The 15899-nt window shown below is 66.6% G+C and carries 15 protein-coding genes; 4 read left to right on the top strand and 11 right to left on the bottom strand.

Annotated features, from left to right (window positions below):
* The first annotated feature begins 464 nt into the window (after positions 1 to 464).
* Positions 465 to 1157, top strand: a complete 693-nt coding sequence (locus tag LZC95_36330; GenBank protein ID WXA91908.1) for a zinc-binding dehydrogenase — start codon at positions 465 to 467, stop codon at positions 1155 to 1157.
* Here the strand turns inward: LZC95_36330 and ubiA are convergent.
* The 8 genes from ubiA to LZC95_36370 are packed head-to-tail and all read right to left on the bottom strand — an operon-like array spanning position 1124 to position 9687.
* Complete coding sequence (gene ubiA, locus LZC95_36335; protein WXA91909.1) at positions 1124 to 2056, bottom strand: putative 4-hydroxybenzoate polyprenyltransferase; 933 nt, start codon at positions 2054 to 2056, stop codon at positions 1124 to 1126. The two genes, LZC95_36330 and ubiA, sit on opposite strands and share 34 nt — an antisense overlap.
* Positions 2053 to 3270: an amidohydrolase family protein gene (locus tag LZC95_36340; protein WXA91910.1), complete on the bottom strand. Its 1218-nt coding sequence runs from the start codon at positions 3268 to 3270 to the stop codon at positions 2053 to 2055. The genes ubiA and LZC95_36340 overlap by 4 nt, the downstream gene beginning before the upstream one ends.
* Complete coding sequence (gene mqnC / locus LZC95_36345; protein ID WXA91911.1) at positions 3267 to 5141, bottom strand: dehypoxanthine futalosine cyclase; 1875 nt, start codon at positions 5139 to 5141, stop codon at positions 3267 to 3269. Before mqnC ends, LZC95_36340 begins: the two co-directional genes overlap by 4 nt.
* Positions 5138 to 6292 carry an aminofutalosine synthase MqnE gene (gene mqnE, locus LZC95_36350; GenBank protein ID WXA91912.1) on the bottom strand — a complete coding sequence of 385 codons (1155 nt, stop codon included), beginning with the start codon at positions 6290 to 6292 and terminating at the stop codon, positions 5138 to 5140. The genes mqnC and mqnE overlap by 4 nt, the downstream gene beginning before the upstream one ends.
* Positions 6289 to 6834 carry a hypothetical protein gene (locus LZC95_36355; protein WXA91913.1) on the bottom strand — a complete coding sequence of 182 codons (546 nt, stop codon included), beginning with the start codon at positions 6832 to 6834 and terminating at the stop codon, positions 6289 to 6291. Before LZC95_36355 ends, mqnE begins: the two co-directional genes overlap by 4 nt.
* On the bottom strand, positions 6831 to 7412 hold the full coding sequence (locus LZC95_36360; protein WXA91914.1) for a UbiX family flavin prenyltransferase: 582 nt from the start codon (positions 7410 to 7412) through the stop codon (positions 6831 to 6833). The genes LZC95_36355 and LZC95_36360 overlap by 4 nt, the downstream gene beginning before the upstream one ends.
* Entirely contained in the window at positions 7409 to 8116 is a 708-nt protein-coding gene (locus tag LZC95_36365) for a ubiquinone/menaquinone biosynthesis methyltransferase (GenBank protein WXA91915.1), read from the bottom strand. Before LZC95_36365 ends, LZC95_36360 begins: the two co-directional genes overlap by 4 nt.
* Entirely contained in the window at positions 8113 to 9687 is a 1575-nt protein-coding gene (locus LZC95_36370) for a menaquinone biosynthesis decarboxylase (protein ID WXA91916.1), read from the bottom strand. Before LZC95_36370 ends, LZC95_36365 begins: the two co-directional genes overlap by 4 nt.
* 171 nt (positions 9688 to 9858) lie before the next feature.
* Between LZC95_36370 and LZC95_36375 the strand changes: the two genes are divergently transcribed.
* From LZC95_36375 to LZC95_36385, 3 genes are all read left to right on the top strand, one after another.
* Entirely contained in the window at positions 9859 to 10362 is a 504-nt protein-coding gene (locus LZC95_36375; GenBank protein WXA91917.1) for a DUF1285 domain-containing protein, read from the top strand.
* 134 nt (positions 10363 to 10496) lie between these two features.
* On the top strand, positions 10497 to 11735 hold the full coding sequence (locus LZC95_36380; protein ID WXA91918.1) for an NAD(P)-binding domain-containing protein: 1239 nt from the start codon (positions 10497 to 10499) through the stop codon (positions 11733 to 11735).
* Between the two features lie 9 nt (positions 11736 to 11744).
* Positions 11745 to 12386 (top strand): hypothetical protein, encoded by a 642-nt coding sequence (locus LZC95_36385; protein WXA91919.1) that lies wholly within the window; start codon positions 11745 to 11747, stop codon positions 12384 to 12386.
* A gap of 10 nt (positions 12387 to 12396) precedes the next feature.
* On the opposite strand, the gene rbfA is transcribed toward LZC95_36385, so the two are convergent.
* The 3 genes from rbfA to infB are packed head-to-tail and all read right to left on the bottom strand — an operon-like array spanning position 12397 to position 14827.
* Complete coding sequence (gene rbfA, locus LZC95_36390; GenBank protein ID WXA91920.1) at positions 12397 to 12771, bottom strand: 30S ribosome-binding factor RbfA; 375 nt, start codon at positions 12769 to 12771, stop codon at positions 12397 to 12399.
* Positions 12761 to 13087, bottom strand: coding sequence for a DUF503 domain-containing protein (locus tag LZC95_36395; GenBank protein ID WXA91921.1), 327 nt, complete (start codon positions 13085 to 13087; stop codon positions 12761 to 12763). The genes rbfA and LZC95_36395 overlap by 11 nt, the downstream gene beginning before the upstream one ends.
* A 9-nt stretch (positions 13088 to 13096) precedes the next feature.
* The gene (infB, locus tag LZC95_36400) at positions 13097 to 14827 is read right to left on the bottom strand and encodes a translation initiation factor IF-2 (GenBank protein ID WXB00249.1); all 1731 of its coding nucleotides are present in this window, start codon (positions 14825 to 14827) and stop codon (positions 13097 to 13099) included.
* Positions 14828 to 15899: the final 1072 nt, after the last annotated feature.

Below are 15899 nucleotides of genomic sequence, written 5' to 3' on the forward strand. Positions count from 1 at the left end.
GCTCGGACGCGATGCTTACGCAGTTGCCAACGGCGTGGTCTCAGCGGCTCGTTTCAGCCGCGCGGCCCGACGACATGCCGGCCTAGACGCTGTTGGCGCTCGAAAGTGGCGTCGGCGACGTGCGCCAACGTTTACCTGGTTCGCTCGAGTGGTTTGGCTTTACCCGCCAATGCAAGATTGGCAGGCGACAAGCGTCACGCGCGGTCGAGCGATAAGGCCCACATAATCTGCTGTGATTTCCATGGCCTTATCCCTTTCCGCCTGCGGCAACGCACGTACACGTCTCGCTCGAGGCGGTTCTACGATGACGCATGTGCACCATTCTGTCAACACAGGATGTGTGTTCGTTTTGATAGCTCGAAAAATTTCACTCGCCTCGGGACAACCGCCGGTGCCCATCAAATGTTGCGTGGCGAGTGTGAAAAAGACTGCATCCAGCGGGTGCTGCTAGCACAACAAGATTCATGGAAGCCGTCACACCCGGCCGGGGAGAGCTGGTCGTCGAGGTTCATGTGGCGGGGGGTGTGGCCATCGCGGGAACGGTGGCACTCGTTGGTGAAGGCACGGAGGGATTCGCCGTGGGCGATCCGATCGCGATCGATGCGCGCACCGTCGAGGTGCATGCGGGCCGGCGGGCCGTCGATGCGCGACTCGTCGTGTCGCTTCGCGCAGCGGTGGGTGCGTACCACGTGCTCGTGGACGTGGTGCGGCTGACCGCGGGTGAGACGCTGTTGATTCAGGACGCGGGCAGTGCGTTCGGGTTGCTCGCGGCGCAGTTCGCGCGGGTTCTCGGCGCACACGTGTTCGGGGTGGTCGCGTCGGAGGCGCAGCGCGAATCCGCGTTGCGTGCGGGATGCAGCGCGGCGTTGCTGCCCCATGGCTTCGTGGAGCAAATCCGCGCGCTCACGCAAGACCGCGGCGTGGACGTGGTGCTCGAATCCGCAATGGGCGATCGCATCATCGAATCGCGCAAGGCGCTCGGGGCGCGGGGCCGCATCGCGTTCGCCATGTCACCCATTGCGCCGCTGCTGTTCCAGCCGGCGACGGTGCGCGCGCATGCGCTCGACGAGCTGGCAACGGAGGTGCGCGAGACCCTGGATCGGGCCGCGCGCAGCGTCATGGCCTATGTGGCAAACGGCGCGGTTCGCGTGATGTGATCGATCAGCGTGGCGGCGAAAAAGCCCACGCTGATCCACGCATTCATGTCGAAGAAGGCTTTGTCGATCTTGGAGAGATCCGCGCGCGCCCATCGTGAAGTGCCGGGCGCATCGCGCGCGGGGTCGACGGGCGGGTGAATGAGCAGGTGCTCCCAGACGAGCAGCCCCGTCACCACGAGGACACCGACGAAATAGACGACACCGCGGTGGAGGAACACACCGGTGAACGCGAGCGAGGACACGGTGATCACGTGCGCGAAAGCACTCATGGCGAGCGATCGCGCAGCGCCGAAGCGCGATGGGATGGAGTGCAGGCGCTGCTCGCGATCGAAGCCCTCGTCCTGCAACGAGTAGAGCACGTCGAAGCCGAGCAGCCAGGTGACGACGGCCACCATGAGGGTGACGATGCCTGCTTTGACCGGAGCGCCCACCGCAATCCATGCGCCTCCAGGCGCGAGCGACAAGGCGACGCCGAGCCACGCATGCGCCGCCCACGTGAAGCGCTTGGCGTAGGAGTAACCGAGGAGCACCGCCAAAACGGGCAGCGCGAGAACCATTGGCGCAGTGCCCAACGTGGACGCCGACAAAAAGAAGACCGCTGCAGACGCCATGGCAAGCGCGAGCGCCTCGAACGGCCTCACATCGCCGCGCTGAATGGGCCGCGTGGCCGTGCGCGGGTTCTTCGCGTCGATATGGCGATCCGCCCATCGGTTGAAGGCCATGGCACTGGTGCGCGCCGCGACCATGCAGATGAGCATCGCGACCACGCGCGCCGCGGTCAGCGGCGGATGCGGCATGGAGAGCGCCAGCACCACGGCGGATGCCGCGAACGGCAGCGCGAAAATCGTGTGCGCAAAGGCAACCAACGTCGAGTACGAGCGCAAGCGAGCAACGATCACGAGACCTCCCGAATCCACCGGCGCGGCGCTTTGACGTGTCGGAGCAAGAGCGCCGCTCCATCTTGAGCCTGTGCCGCACCGGCGATGTCCACGGCGACGAGCCCGGGCCGTGCACCGCGCGCCAAACGCCCGAGCAACGGGCGGCCGAGCGCCTGCGCGCCGTTGTACGTGGCCATGCGCACCAGTTCGGCCGCCGGCACGGTGGAGAAGCGATCGGCAAGTGCGCGCGCCTCGGCGAGCACGTCGAGCGACGCGTTCGACGCGAGCGAGTCGGTCCCCAATGCGGCCTCGATGCCCGCCGTGCGTGCCGCCAAGAGCGGCGGAAGGCGGCCCTCGATGTACAAATTCGACCGCGGGCAGAGCACGGTGTGCGAGCCACTCTGGACCACGCGATCGAGCTCCGCGGGGAGCGCATCGGTCAAGTGCACCAGGAGCATGTGCGGCCCGAGCGCGCCAAGCGCATCGGCATACGCGATGGGTGACTGCATCGGCCACACCACGTCGGCGGCGCCGCGCAAGCGCCCGCGCAGCCAATCGGTCACCGGCCCATCGCCGTGTTCCAGGGCGCGCCGTTCGGCCGCGTGCTCGGCAAGGTGAAGGCTGGTGCGCAAGCCGGTGTCCTTGGCATGCTGGACGATCTTGCGAACCACGTCGGCGTGCGTCGTGTGAAGCGTGTGCGCCGTCGGAACATAGGAAAGCGCGGGCGACCACGCCCTCGTACCCGCGCGCGAGGCCGCGAGCATCTCCTCGGCGCGCTCCTGTACGTCGCCCCCCAGGCCGAAGATCTCGTGAAAAATGGACCCTTGGATGCGGCGCCGCGCGAGGTGCTCGGCTGCCACGAGGCTGTTCGTGACCTCGCCGACGGCCGCCGTGCCATACCCGCGCAGCTCGGACACCGCCGCCTCGATGGACTCCGGCGAATCCTCCGGCGTGGCATCGAAGCGCGCCGAGAGCAACGAATCGACCCACGGCAAGAAACCGTGGCCACCCGGCACGAGGCCGCGCAGCGCGCTCAGCTCGAGATGCGTATGTGCGTTGACCAGCCCCGGAAAAACGACGCCGTGCACGCGTTCGACGGGTGCCCCGGCGTGGCGCGGCAGGACGTCGGCGGCGGGCCCGACGTCCTCGATCGTGCCGTCCTCGGCGACGACCACCGCACCATCGCGGATGGGCGGCGCGTCGCCCGGCAGGACATGGTCCGCGTGGACGATCATGCCGGTTCCGTGAGCCACTCGTACTTCACGTTGCGGCGGGTCGCGCGGAAGCCGGCGGCGCGAATGCGTGCCTCGATGGCGTCGGCGTTGATGCAGAACGTGGTGCCTGCGCTGGAGACGACGTTCTCCTCGAACATGACGCTGCCGAAGTCGTCCGCCCCGAAGCGAAGGGCCACCTGCCCCACGTCCGGCCCCTGCGTGACCCACGATGCACCCACGTGATCGATGTTGTCGAGCATGAGGCGCGCGACCGCCTGCTGCCGCAAATAGAGATGTGTCCCGGTATCCCCCGCCGTGATGCGCACGCCCTGCTCGTGCTGGAAGTCCCAGCAAAAGAACGCCGTAAAGCCGCGCGTCTCGTCCTGGAGCTCGCGCAATTTGAGCAGGTGCAAAATGCGGTCGCGCGCGGTGTCGACGGTGCCGTACATCATGGTCGCGCTCGAGCGCAGGCCCATGTGGTGCGCCACACGCATCACGTCGAGCCATTCCGAACTGGTGCACTTGGCCTTGGCGATCTTGCGCCGCACGCGGTCGACGAGGATCTCCGCGCCGCCGCCGGGCACCGAATCGAGCCCCGCCGCATGCAGCCGCTCCAGGACTTCGCGCACGCTGATCGATTCCAGCTGCGCGATGTGCAGGATCTCCTCGGGCGAGAGCGCGTGGAGGCCGAGCTTGAACTCGGATTTGATCCAGCGGAACAGGTCCTCGTAATACGTGATGCGAAGCTCCGGATTGAGGCCGCCCTGGAGCAAGATCTGCACGCCGCCCGCCTGAACGACTTCGTCGAGCTTCTGGCGCAGGACCTCGCGCGAGAGAACGTAGCCTTCCGGGTGCCCCACGGGCCGGTAGAAGGCGCAGAAGCGGCAGCTGGTCGTGCACACGTTGGTGTAGTTGACGTTGCGGTCGACGATGTACGTGACCACGTCGTGCGGGTGCTTGCGCCGTCGCACGGCATCGGCGGCGAGACCGAGCTCGAAGAGCGGGGCCTCGTGGATCAAGCGCTCGCCTTCGGCGGCGGTGAGGCGGTCGCCTTCCGCGGCGCGGGAGAGAATCGAATCGAGCGACGGCAACGACACCGCCGAGCGCGCGCTGTCCTCGTAGAAGCGCACGTCCATGTTCGGAAGAAGCCCCGCACGGTGCCCTTCGGCGTAAAAGCGCTCGAGGCCGCGACGCTCGTCGTCGCCAAAGTCGAAGCGGATGTTCTCGCGCAAGTAGCTGCGCAGGCTTGCCGCATCGAGGCCCGCGCGCTCGGCGTGCGCATCCGCGATGGCGTCGCGGCGTGCAAGGCCCTCTTCTTTCGCGGCGAGCAGGAGCTTCTCACCACCGGTGGCCAGCGAGCCCGCGCGACCACCCCACGCGGCAAAGACGAAGGGAAGCCCCGTCCACTCGTACCAAGCTTCGCCCAAGTCGAGCGAGTGCGGAAACTCGTTTTCGATGTGAAGCGCCACGTCGCCGATGATCAAAGCGCCGCACGTCCCCTTCACTTCCGCGAGCGCCTGCGTCGGCGGCAGCACGCGCACGCGCGGCTCCGCACCGCGGCGGCGTGCCCGCAGCACCAGGCGCGCGAGCACGGCGCTGGTGCGCGACGAAGCGTCCAGCACGATGTCCGTCATCTCGTCGATGGGTACCTGCGACACGATGCGCACACTGCGAACGGCACCGCGTGATGCGATGGCCGCACCCCGCACGAAGCGCGTATCACCGAGCTGCGCCAGCGCCGCCACCGGCACGAGGCCGACATCGGTCTCCTCCTCCGCGATGCGCCGCGCCACCTCCGCGGGAAGCGCCAAATCGAGCGCAACCCCGTCCTTGTCGGCGAGCGGCTCGTACAGCGGGCGGGCATTGAGATACTGAACGGCGGATACTTTCATGGCAGCACCGGCAAGAGATGGCGTTCCGCTTTGCGGTCACGCACTTTCACGGCATTTTCGGGCAGCGCGCTCTTTGGATGCTCGCGCACCACGTTGTAAAGCGTGTCGCGTTCGACGGGGATGCGGCCCGCCTCGCGGATCAAGCGAACGAGCTCGTTGTAGCTCAGGCCCTGCGGCGAGCGCGAACCGGCGGCGTGGTAAATCGTCTCGTGCACGATGGTGCCGTCGATGTCATCGGCGCCGAAGCGCAGGCCGAGCTGCGCGATCTTCGGCGTCATGCTGACCCAGTAGGCCTTGATGTGCGGCACGTTGTCGAGCACCAGGCGCGACACCGCCACGGTGCGGAGGTCGTCCACCGCCGTCGGTGCGGGCAGGTTCTTCATGCCATTGCCATCGGGGTGGAAGGCCAGCGGAATGAACGCCTGCATGCCGCCCGTCTCGTCCTGGAGCTTGCGCAGCCGCATCAAGTGGTCGACCCGATGCTCGAAGGTCTCGATGTGCCCGTAGAGCATGGTCGCATTGGTGCGCAGCCCCAGGCGATGCGCCACGCGGTGCACCTCGAGGTATTCGTCGGCGTTCGCCTTGTCGTGCGAGATGCGCTTGCGCACGTCCTCGTGGAAGATCTCCGCGCCGCCGCCGGGCAGGCTGTCGAGCCCCGCCTCGCGCAGGCGCGTGAGCACCTCGGCGTAGGTCATCTTGTAGTGCTGCGCGAAGAAGTGAATCTCCACCGCGGTGAAGCACTTCATGTGAACGTCGGGCTTGATGCGCTTGAAGCCGCGCAGCAGCTCTTCGTAATAGGAAAACGGCAACCCCGGGTGCAAGCCGTTGACGATGTGGACCTCGCTCGGAGGATCGTCCATGCGCATCTCGAGCTCGCGCCAGGCCTCTTCCACCTTCATGGTGTGCGCGCCCGGGGCGCCTTCTTCGAGCTTGGCGAAGCTGCAGAACAGGCAAGAAGCGACGCAGACGTTGGTCACCTCGATGCGCATGTTGCGATTGAAGTACGTGCGGTCTCCGTGCATCCGTTCGCGCACGGTGTTGGCGAGCGCGCCCACCGCCAGGAGATCCGGCTCGAGAAAAAGAGCCAGCGCATCGCTTTCGTCGAGACGCTCGCCCTGCTGCACTTTCTGAGCAATGGATTCGATGGTCATGCTGTCCTCACGAATTCGGTACGGCGCCCCGCGCGCTGGAGAAGTCCTTCGAGCTCCTGCTTTTTCAGGAGCTGTACGGCCACGGCCCCCACGCCTTTGACCTTTTTGGTGCTGTCCTCGGCGATGGGCAGACCGCGGCGGTTGGCGATGATGCCCACGAGCTCACTGGCGCCGAAGCCCAAGGCCACCTGCGCGAGCTCCATGCCGCACTCGGTCCAATCGATGCGCACGCGCGCCCCCTTCGGCGCGGTGAGGCGCGCGATGGCCACGTCGCGCAGAAAGCGCAGCCCGCGCTTGCCGACGTCGAGATCGCGCAGGTGCACGTCGACGAGATCGACCTCGGCCGCCGCCTCACCCACGTGCACCCGCACCAAGTCGCCCACTTCGGCGGTGCGCACTTGGTCTGCAAGCGCCCCGATGGCCAAGAGATCGCACGTCTCGAAAATCGGGTCGTCCGCGGAAATGGGCTTGCCCGCCGCACGCGCGTCGCGCACACGCTCGAGGCCTGCGGCGCGCACCGCCATGTCGACCAGCGCGCTCATGTCGTCCCCCAACGGCGCATGAGATCGTTGCCGATGCCAACGTGGTCCAGGATGCGCGAAACGACGCTGTCGACGACGTCGTCCATGCTGCGGGGGTTGCTGTAGAACGAGGGCATGGCCGGGAGGATGGTGGCGCCCGCGCGCGCGAGCGTGGTGAGGTTTTCCAAGTGGATGACGCTGAGCGGTGTCTCGCGCGGGACGAGGACCAGCTTGCGCCGCTCTTTCAACATGACGTCCGCCGCGCGCGTGAGGAGCGAATCGGAAATGCCGTGGGCGATGCGCGCCGCGGTGCCCATCGAGCAGGGCACGATGACCATCGCGTCCCAGCCCGCACTGCCGCTGGCGAACGGCGCTCGGTAATCGCGCTGCCCCCAGAGCGGGATGTCACCCATCTGCTCGCGCAGCTGCTGCCGCAAGTCACCGCCGCACTCGAGGGCCCACACCTCCGGCGCCGTCGGCGAGAGGCACAGGCCGAGCTCCAGGGCGGGGTCGACCCTGCGGCGTTCTGCGAGAACGGAGAGCAGCCGCTTCGCATACGGTGCGCCGCTTGCGCCGGTGATGCCGACGACGATCTTCACAGGGCCACCTCGGCCACCACGATGGAGGCGATGCCCATGGTGAGCTCACTCGAGCTGACCCGCGAAAAGCCGCCACGCACCAGCTCCGTCTCGTACTCGGCGCGCGTGGCGAAGTTCTTCATGGTTCGCACCAGGTAGCTGTACGCCTGCTTGTCGCCGGACAGAAGGCCGCCCACCTTGGGCATCACGTGTTCGGCATAGGCCGCGTGAAAGGCGCGAGTGACGGGACGCTGGGGTCGAAAGAACTCCAAGGTGACGAAGATGCCACCCGGCGCGAGCACCCGACGCACTTGGGCGATGCCGCGTGCGAGATCGCCCAGGTTGCGCATGCCGAAGCCGCAGATGACGCCGGTGAATTCGCCGTCGCGGAAGGGCAGATCCAGGGCATCGCCCACCACGGTCTCCGCGCGCGGGGCCTTGTGCCGGCCGCGCTCGAGCATGTCCTTGGCGAAATCGCAGGCCACCAGGCGCGAGCTTGGACGGGCGCGATCGAGAAGAGCCGTGAGATCGAGTGTGCCCGCGCACAAGTCGAGCAAGGCTCCCTCGGGGGCGCGCTCCGTCAGCGCGGACACGGCCTTGCGCCGCCACAATTGGTCGCGGCCGGCCGACATGAGCCGGTTGAGCACATCGTACGTGGGCGCAATGCGATCGAACATTGCGCGCACGGTGTTGCCATGAGAGGCGCCATGAGACGACGACGTCATCGAGATCTCCCTATCAGGCCGCGCGCAGCCTCGAGCACGCGCTGGACCGGTCCATCGTGTTTTCCCCCCTCGAGAACGTTGGCCCGTGGCGTCGCACCCGCGATGCCGAGCGACGGCCAGAGCGCGTCGACACGCTGCACGACGGCGTCGCTCATGCGCAACACCTCGGGCCACTCGCGCGCGTAGCCTTCCTCGGCCCATTTGCGCGTCCCGTCGATGACCACTTTGCCGCCGTAGAGCGCTTGGTTCGCGCCATGGTCCAATTGATCGATGGGCCCCTCGACGAACGACATGTCGCGCTTCGGATCGAGGTTCGCGAGCAGACGCCACGCGACCTCTTCCAGGTTTTGCACATTGACGTCGTCGTCGACCACGCAGATGACCTTGGAGAACATCATCTGCCCAGCCCCCCACAGCCCGTGCGCCACGCGCGCCGCGTGGAAGGGGTACTGCTTTTTGATCGAGATGAGCACCAGGTTGTGGAACGCACCGAACACCGGCAGGTTCATGTCGCGAACCTCCGGGAACATCGTGCGAAGCAGCGGCAAGAAGAGCCGCTCGGTCGCCTTTCCCAGCCACGCATCCTCCATCGGCGGCGGCCCGACCACCGTCGCGGGGTAGATGGCGTCGCGGCGATGCGTGATCGCGGTGATGTGAAAGCGCGGAAAACGCTCCACCAAGGTGTAATACCCCGTGTGATCGCCGAAGGGCCCTTCGTCGAAGAGCGCCTCCGACGGATCGACGTAGCCTTCGAGCACGAAGTCCGACTCGGCCGGCACCTCGAGATCCACGGTCTTGCACTTCACCGTGCGCACCGCGCTTCCGCGCAGGAAGCCCGCGAACATCCACTCGTCGATGCCATCGGGAAGCGGCGCCGTCGCGGCGTACGTCAGCGCGGGATCGCCGCCCAAGGCCACGGCGACCTCCAGTCGGCGCAGCCCGAGCTCTTTGGCCGCACGGAAATGCCGCGCCCCCGTCTTGTGCACCTGCCAATGCATCGCCGTCGTGCGGCGATCGATGCGCTGCATGCGGTACATGCCGATGTTGCGGCCGCCCGACTGCGGATCGCGCGTGATGACGTTGGGCAAGGTGATGAACGGGCCACCGTCGTTGGGCCACGTGGTCATCATCGGCAATTGGTCGAGATCGACCTCGTCGCCGGTGAGCACCACCTCCTGACACGGCGCCTCGCGGGCAGTGCGCGGGAAAACGTGGGCGAGCTCGGGGACTTTGCGCGCAAGCTCGACCAGCTCGCGGGCGCCCGACGGCGGACGCGCCGTGATCAGCTCCTCGATGGCCCGCGCGTGCTGCTCCAGATCGTCGACCCCCAGCGCCAGGGACATGCGGCGGCGTGAACCGTAGGCGTTGACCATGAGCGGAAAGCGCGCCTGGGCATCCGGTCGGGTGGTGTCGTGCACGTTTTCGAACAGAAGCGCGGGGCCTTCCGTTTTCATCACGCGCTGGGCGATTTCCGACGCCTCCAAGTGAAGATCGATGCGCTCTTTAATGCGCACGAGCTCGCCGCGCTCCTCGAGCGCCTTCGCGAATGCACCGAACCCGTCGTACGCCATGGCTGCGTGTCCGTCCTTTTGCCTCCCGGCGGTGAGGAAACACCGGGGGAGGCGGCATGTTTCAAATAATTTTGAAACATTTGTCTTCTAGGTTGGCGCGCGGCGGCGGTCAAGCCGACGCGCGACCTCATCGCTTGCCCCGGAACGAGAAACGCTTAACTCCCAGGAACGATGAAACCTGGCGACCATCCCGAGTTCTTCCGTTTTCCCGCGCCGGAGGGCCGCTCGCGCGAGAGTACCATCGTGCTGGATGCCGAAGGGCGCTTTTGGCACCACGGAGGCCTGGTCGAGCATGGAAAGTTGGCGGCCGCCATGCACACCTGGATTTCACGCCACCCGGACGACGGGCGCTACATCCTGGAAAATGGCTACGACTGGACGTACTTCACCGTGGAAGACGCCCCGTACTTCGTCTCCACGCTAAAAATCGCGGGGAACGACATCGTCCTCACCTTGAGCGACGGCACCGAGGAAGATTGGGACCCGGCGACGACCCGCGTCGGGGAAAGCGGGGCGCTTTACGCCAAGGTCAAAACCGGCGCCCGCGGAGGGCCGTTCGAGGCGCGCTTCTCTCGCCACGCACAGACCGCCCTGGCCGACGTGCTGGTGGACCAAGGCGGCGCGCCGGCCGTCAAGCTACGCGATCGAACCGTGGCAATCGGCTCCGCCGCCTGACGAATTCACCAAGCCAGCATATGCCCAAGGGTCTACTCGGTAGCGGATTGGGCACTATTTGACCGATCGACGCGGATTGGCACGCGCATGCGACAACGTCGCCCAATTTCCGGTATTCTCGCGCACAACGAACGATGCGCCTTCTGATTGCCGACAAGTTGCACCCGCGTGCGGTTGAAGAGCTTTCTGCCCTTCCCGTCGAAGTCATTTACGAACCGGAGCTTACCAAGGAATCGCTGGAGCAAAGAATCGCGAGCGCCGGGGTGCTCGTGGTGCGGTCCACCCCCGTCACGGCGACGGCGCTGGACAATGCGAAGACGCTGCATTTGATCGTGCGCGCAGGCGCCGAGTATCAAACCATCGACGTGCGCGCGGCGAGCCGGCGCGGCATCTACGTGGCCAATTGCCCGGGCAAGAATGCCGCCGCGGTCGCCGAGCTCGTCATGGGGCTCTTGGTGGCCATCGACCGTCGCATCGTCGATTCGGTGACCTCGCTGCGCGAAGGCCAATGGCGCCGCGCCGAATACAGCAAGGCCGAGGGCCTGTACGGAAAGACGATCGGCATCGTCGGCATGGGCGCGGTGGGGCGCGAGGTCGCGCATCGCGCGAAGGCCTTCGGGCTCACCGTCATCGGGTACAGCCGCTCGCTCAGCGCGGTGCGTGCTGCGGAATTGGGAATCCTGCATGCGAACTCACTGGACGAGCTGGCGTCGAAGTCGCACGTGGTGTCGCTGCACCTGCCCATCAACGAGCGCACGCGCCACATCGTGGGGAAGCGCTTTTTGGCGGCACTTCCGCCGCGCGCGATCCTCATCAATGCAGCGCGCGCCGATCTGATCGATCAAGCGGCGCTGCGCGAGGCCGTGACCACGCGCGGGCTGCGCGTGGGGCTCGACGTGTACCCCGACGAGCCGCGCGGGAAGGACGAGTACAAGAACGACTTGTTCGATCTCGCAACAGGTGAGAACACGGGGGCAGGTGAAAACGCCGGGTTCGTCTACGGGACGCCGCACATCGCGGCGGCAACGGACCAAGCGCAGCTCGCGGTGGCCACGGAAACGGTGCGCATCATTCGGAGCTTTTTGCTCGAAGGGCACGTGCCCAACGTCGTGAACGTGACGACGTCGATTGCGAACTTCCAAGTGGTCATTCGCATGCAGGATAAAATTGGGACTTTCGCCAACGTGTTGTCCGTTCTCAAGCGGCATGGCATCAACGTCGAGGAGGTCACCAACAGCGTCTTCGAGGGAGGTGGCGCATCCTGTGCCAAGCTGCGGATGGTGTCGCGCCCGTCAGAAACGTGCCTCCAAGAGATCCGCGCCTTCGACGAAGTGCTCCACGTCGATGTCGTGACGCTCCCCAATCTTGCGTAAGACCCTCCCATGAGCCGCAGCACCCTCACCGTACTTCGCATCTTGGCCGCGGCGGTGGTGGCAGCGGTGCTCGTTCCGAGCATCGCGGTATCGGGGTGCGGCGGCTCGAAGGGCGCGCCCGCGGTCGACGCCGGCGCTGCGTCCGCATCGGCCCACGTGAGTGCGGCCGACCCGAAGGCCGATGCAGGCGCAGCCGCGAACGCGGCGGCGGACGCGGGCATCATCGAGGAACCCGCCCCCACCGTCGACAACGCCGATCTGACCTTGCGCGGCCGCCATTTGCTCGAGGCCATCGCGCACGGAGAACCGAAGCTCGCCGCCGACATCGTCTATCCGCGCGACGCCTACATCGCGACGAAGGACCAACCGGATCCCGGCAAGCAATGGGACAAGAAGGTCTACCCCATCTTCGAGCGCGACGTGGCCACCGTCCGAAAGCGTCTTCGCGTGCCCGAGAATGCCCAATTCGTCTCGTTCGAACTGGGCCCCACCATCGCGCAATCGCCCGTCAAAAAGCGCGATTTGAAGCAACCCGTGTGGCGCGTGCGCCACTCCAAGCTGACCTTCGCCGTCGGCGGCAAACCGCAGCGCATCGAGATCGCCGAGATGACCGGCTGGCACGGCGCCTGGTACGTGAGCAAACTGCGCTAAGCCATCGCAGCTACTTCGATCGGGTGTCGCGTTCGATCTCGGCGAGGAGCTCGTCCACCTTTTGCTGCTTCTCCACTGCCTCGTCGTAATAGAAGCGCAGCTCCGGTGCGAAACGGAGACTCAGCTCCTTCGTGATCGACGAACGCAGCATGCCGGCGGCGCTCTTCAACCCCGTCAGAAGCTCCTTCTGCCGGACCTCGTCGCGCTCGGCCAAGTCGAGCAGCCGCACGTAGACCTTCGCGTTGCGCAGATCGTCGGTCACGGTCACGCGCGACACGATGGCGCCGGCCACCCGCGGATCGCGCACCTTGCGCGCGATCAAATTGGCCAATTCCTCGCGGATCCCTTCGGCGACGCGGGTCGCCCGTTTCACTTCAGCGGACATCGTCGTCGCCTCCTGGGTACAAATCCTCCCCCACCGTGATGATCTCCGTCGCGTGCCCGGTGAGCACGGCGTCCTCTTGCGTCTCGGCGGCGCGTGCCACCTGCGCCATCACCGAGTCGCATACCGCCGCATCGCCCGACACGACGCTCACGCCGAAGACGGCGCGCTGGAGCAAGTCCTGCGCGTCGACCTCGGCGATGGATACGTCGAACCGGGCGCGCACACGGTCCCGGAACTTCCGCACGACGCTGCGCTTTTCCTTGAGCGAGCGTGCGTGCGGAATGTGGAACGTGAGCCGTAAAACACCGACGAACACCGAGAGATCTTACAGCTTTTGCTTGATCTCTTCGATCTCGTACGACTCGACGATGTCCTTCTCTTTGACATCGGTGAAGCCTTCGAAGCTGAGACCGCACTCGAAGCCGCGCTCGACGTCCTTCACGTCGTCCTTGAAGCGCTTCAGCGCGTCGAGCTTGCCGTCCCACACCACCACGCCGTCGCGGACGATGCGGGCCTTGTTCGTGCGCTTGACGGTTCCTTCGATGACGTAGGAACCCGCGACCACCGTGCCCTTGACCTTGAAGATCTGACGAACCTCGGCTTTGCCGGACGTCTTCTCGACGAGGGTCGGGGGCAGGAGGCCTTCCATCGCGTTTCGGACGTCTTCGATCGCGTTGTAGATGATCGAATAGAGCCGAATCTCGATCTTGTTCTCCTCGGCGTGCGCGCTCGCCTTGCCTGCGGGGCGAACGTTGAAGCCGATGACGATGGCCTTGGCGGCGATGGCGAGGTTGATGTCACCCTCGGTGATCGCGCCGACGCCGGCGTGGATGATCGCGAGCTTGACGCGATCCGTGGACAGCTTGGAGAAGGCGTCGGCCACCGCTTCGACCGAGCCCTGCACGTCGCCTTTGACGATGACGCGCAGCTCTTGCTGCGACGAATCGGCCATGCGCTTCGAGATCTCTTCGAGCGACACCTTGGCCGTGGCCGGAATGAGGCTGCGCGCCATCTTTCCTTTGCGGCTTTCGGCGATCTCTTGCGCCTTCTTGGGATCCTTGACGGCGTGCATCGGGTCGCCGGCGCCCGGAACCTCGGACAGACCGAGAATCTCGACCGGCGTCGAAGGGCCGGCCTCGTGCACCTGCTTGCCGTGCTCGTTGGTCATCGCGCGGACCTTGCCGAAGCCCGCACCCGCCAAGAGGAAGTCGCCCACGCGGAGCGTACCGTCTTGCACGAGGACGCGCGCGACGGGACCGCGACCGCGATCGAGGAGGGCCTCGAGCACCGTGCCGCTGGCCGCCTTCTTCGGGTTCGCCTTGAGGTCCATGACCTCGGACTGGAGCGCGACCATCTCGAGCAGCTGCTCGATGCCCGTGCCGGTGTGCGCCGACACGTTCACGAAGATCGTCTCGCCGCCCCACTCTTCGGGCTGCAGACCGAGTTCGACGAGCTCGCGCTTCACCCGCTCGGGATCCGCCGCCGGCTTGTCGATCTTGTTCACGGCGACGATGATCGGCACCTTGGCCGCGCGCGCGTGGTTCACGGCTTCTTTCGTCTGCGGCATGACGCCGTCGTCTGCCGCCACGACCAAGATGATCAAGTCGGTGACGCTGGCGCCGCGTGCGCGCATCGCGGTGAAGGCTTCGTGGCCCGGCGTGTCCAAGAAGACGATGGGACCGTGCTTGGTTTGCGCGCGGTACGCACCGATGTGCTGCGTGATGCCTCCGGCTTCGCCGCTGGCCACGCTCGCCGAACGGATCTTGTCGAGGAGGCTCGTCTTGCCGTGGTCGACGTGACCCATGACGGTGACGACCGGCGGACGCGAGATGAGGTTCGTGTCGGCGACCTTGTCGGTTGCATCGGCCGCCACGGCCTCTTCGCCTCGAGCTGCCGCGATGCTCTCCTCTTCGCTCTTCGCGAGGTCTTCGACCTCCCAACCGAACTCGGAGGCGAGGATCTTCGCGGTGTCGGCGTCGAGCGTCGTGTTGATGTGCACGCCCGTCATGCCCATCGAGAGAAGCTTCATCAGAAGCTCCGTCGACTTGAGCGACATCTTTCCGGCCATCGATTGGAGCGTGATGTTCTCCTCGATGCGGATGACCTTCTTGTGCTCGCTCATCTCCTTGGTGGAGACGGTCGCCGGGGGACGCTTCTGCATGTGCTGGCCGGGCCGGCCGCCGAAGCGCTGACCAGGACCACCACCACCGGGACGCATGCCCGGACGCCCGCCTTGCGGACCACCAGGACGCATGCCCGGACGGCCTTGCGCCTGGCCCGCGCTCGCACGCGGGTTGTACTCCGTGCGGCGCGCCATCGAGCCGGCTTGACCGCCGCCGATGGCACTTCGCGGAGCACTGGCCGGCGTGGGCATCGGCACGCCCGGACGACCCGTCCAGTACTCCACGCCCGTCTTCGGCGTCGCAGGACGCGCCGGCGGGGGCGGGGGTGCTGGAGGCGGCGGGGGCGGCGCAGCTTCCACCACCGGGGCAGGCGGTGGGGGCGGCGGCTCCTCCACGACCACCGGAGCAGGCGGCGGGGGGGGCGGCGGCGCAGCTTCCACCACGGGGGCAGGAACTGGCTCGCTCTTGACGATGATTTGGGGCGACGAAACTCGCTCGGGCGCGACCGGAACCGGCGTCGGCACGGGGGGGGCTGTCACCGCATGGGACGATTCGCGCGGGGCCGGTATGACCGGCGGCGGGGCTTGCACGACCGGTTCCTCCGTCGTCGTGGGAATTTCATGAACCGAGACGGGCGCGGGAACGGCAGCCGCGACCGTGTTATCGACATCGTCGGTCGGCTCGACATGGGGCGAGCTGACACGGGCCGGCGGGACGGGCGTCGAAATCGCCGGCGTGGAAACGGGGGGAGGCGGTGCAGCGACAGGCTGCTCCAGGCTCTCGAGCGAATGCACGCTCGCCCGCTCCGGGGGAATCTGCGTGGATACGTCGCGCGTGCTCCGCCGATCCTCGGCGGCCACGTTGCGACTGGAAAGCCTATCGGCACTCGGGCGATCCGCGCGCAGCGCTGCCGCCGCCGCGATACCAGTGCCATCGGCGTGCCCGTTGTGATCCGTATCGAGAAGCGACACGTCGGTGCGGCTGCTCGCGGGCGCGGGCGGCACG

The sequence above is a fragment of the Sorangiineae bacterium MSr12523 genome (genome assembly GCA_037157775.1).
Lineage (GTDB): Bacteria > Myxococcota_A > Polyangia > Polyangiales > Polyangiaceae > Pendulispora > Pendulispora brunnea.

What these genes read in the sequence shown, in the direction of transcription:
- LZC95_36380 (WXA91918.1), top strand. Translation starts at nt 10,497, where the DNA reads ATGCGCCTTCTGATTGCCGACAAGTTGCACCCGCGTGCGGTTGAAGAG.
- LZC95_36340 (WXA91910.1), bottom strand. Translation starts at nt 3,270, where the DNA reads ATGATCGTCCACGCGGACCATGTCCTGCCGGGCGACGCGCCGCCCATC.
- LZC95_36355 (WXA91913.1), bottom strand. Translation starts at nt 6,834, where the DNA reads ATGAGCGCGCTGGTCGACATGGCGGTGCGCGCCGCAGGCCTCGAGCGT.
- LZC95_36375 (WXA91917.1), top strand. Translation starts at nt 9,859, where the DNA reads ATGAAACCTGGCGACCATCCCGAGTTCTTCCGTTTTCCCGCGCCGGAG.
- infB (WXB00249.1), bottom strand. Translation starts at nt 14,827, where the DNA reads ATGTCGCTCAAGTCGACGGAGCTTCTGATGAAGCTTCTCTCGATGGGC.
- mqnC (WXA91911.1), bottom strand. Translation starts at nt 5,141, where the DNA reads ATGAAAGTATCCGCCGTTCAGTATCTCAATGCCCGCCCGCTGTACGAG.
- LZC95_36370 (WXA91916.1), bottom strand. Translation starts at nt 9,687, where the DNA reads ATGGCGTACGACGGGTTCGGTGCATTCGCGAAGGCGCTCGAGGAGCGC.
- rbfA (WXA91920.1), bottom strand. Translation starts at nt 12,771, where the DNA reads ATGTCCGCTGAAGTGAAACGGGCGACCCGCGTCGCCGAAGGGATCCGC.
- mqnE (WXA91912.1), bottom strand. Translation starts at nt 6,292, where the DNA reads ATGACCATCGAATCCATTGCTCAGAAAGTGCAGCAGGGCGAGCGTCTC.
- LZC95_36365 (WXA91915.1), bottom strand. Translation starts at nt 8,116, where the DNA reads ATGACGTCGTCGTCTCATGGCGCCTCTCATGGCAACACCGTGCGCGCA.
- LZC95_36330 (WXA91908.1), top strand. Translation starts at nt 465, where the DNA reads ATGGAAGCCGTCACACCCGGCCGGGGAGAGCTGGTCGTCGAGGTTCAT.
- LZC95_36385 (WXA91919.1), top strand. Translation starts at nt 11,745, where the DNA reads ATGAGCCGCAGCACCCTCACCGTACTTCGCATCTTGGCCGCGGCGGTG.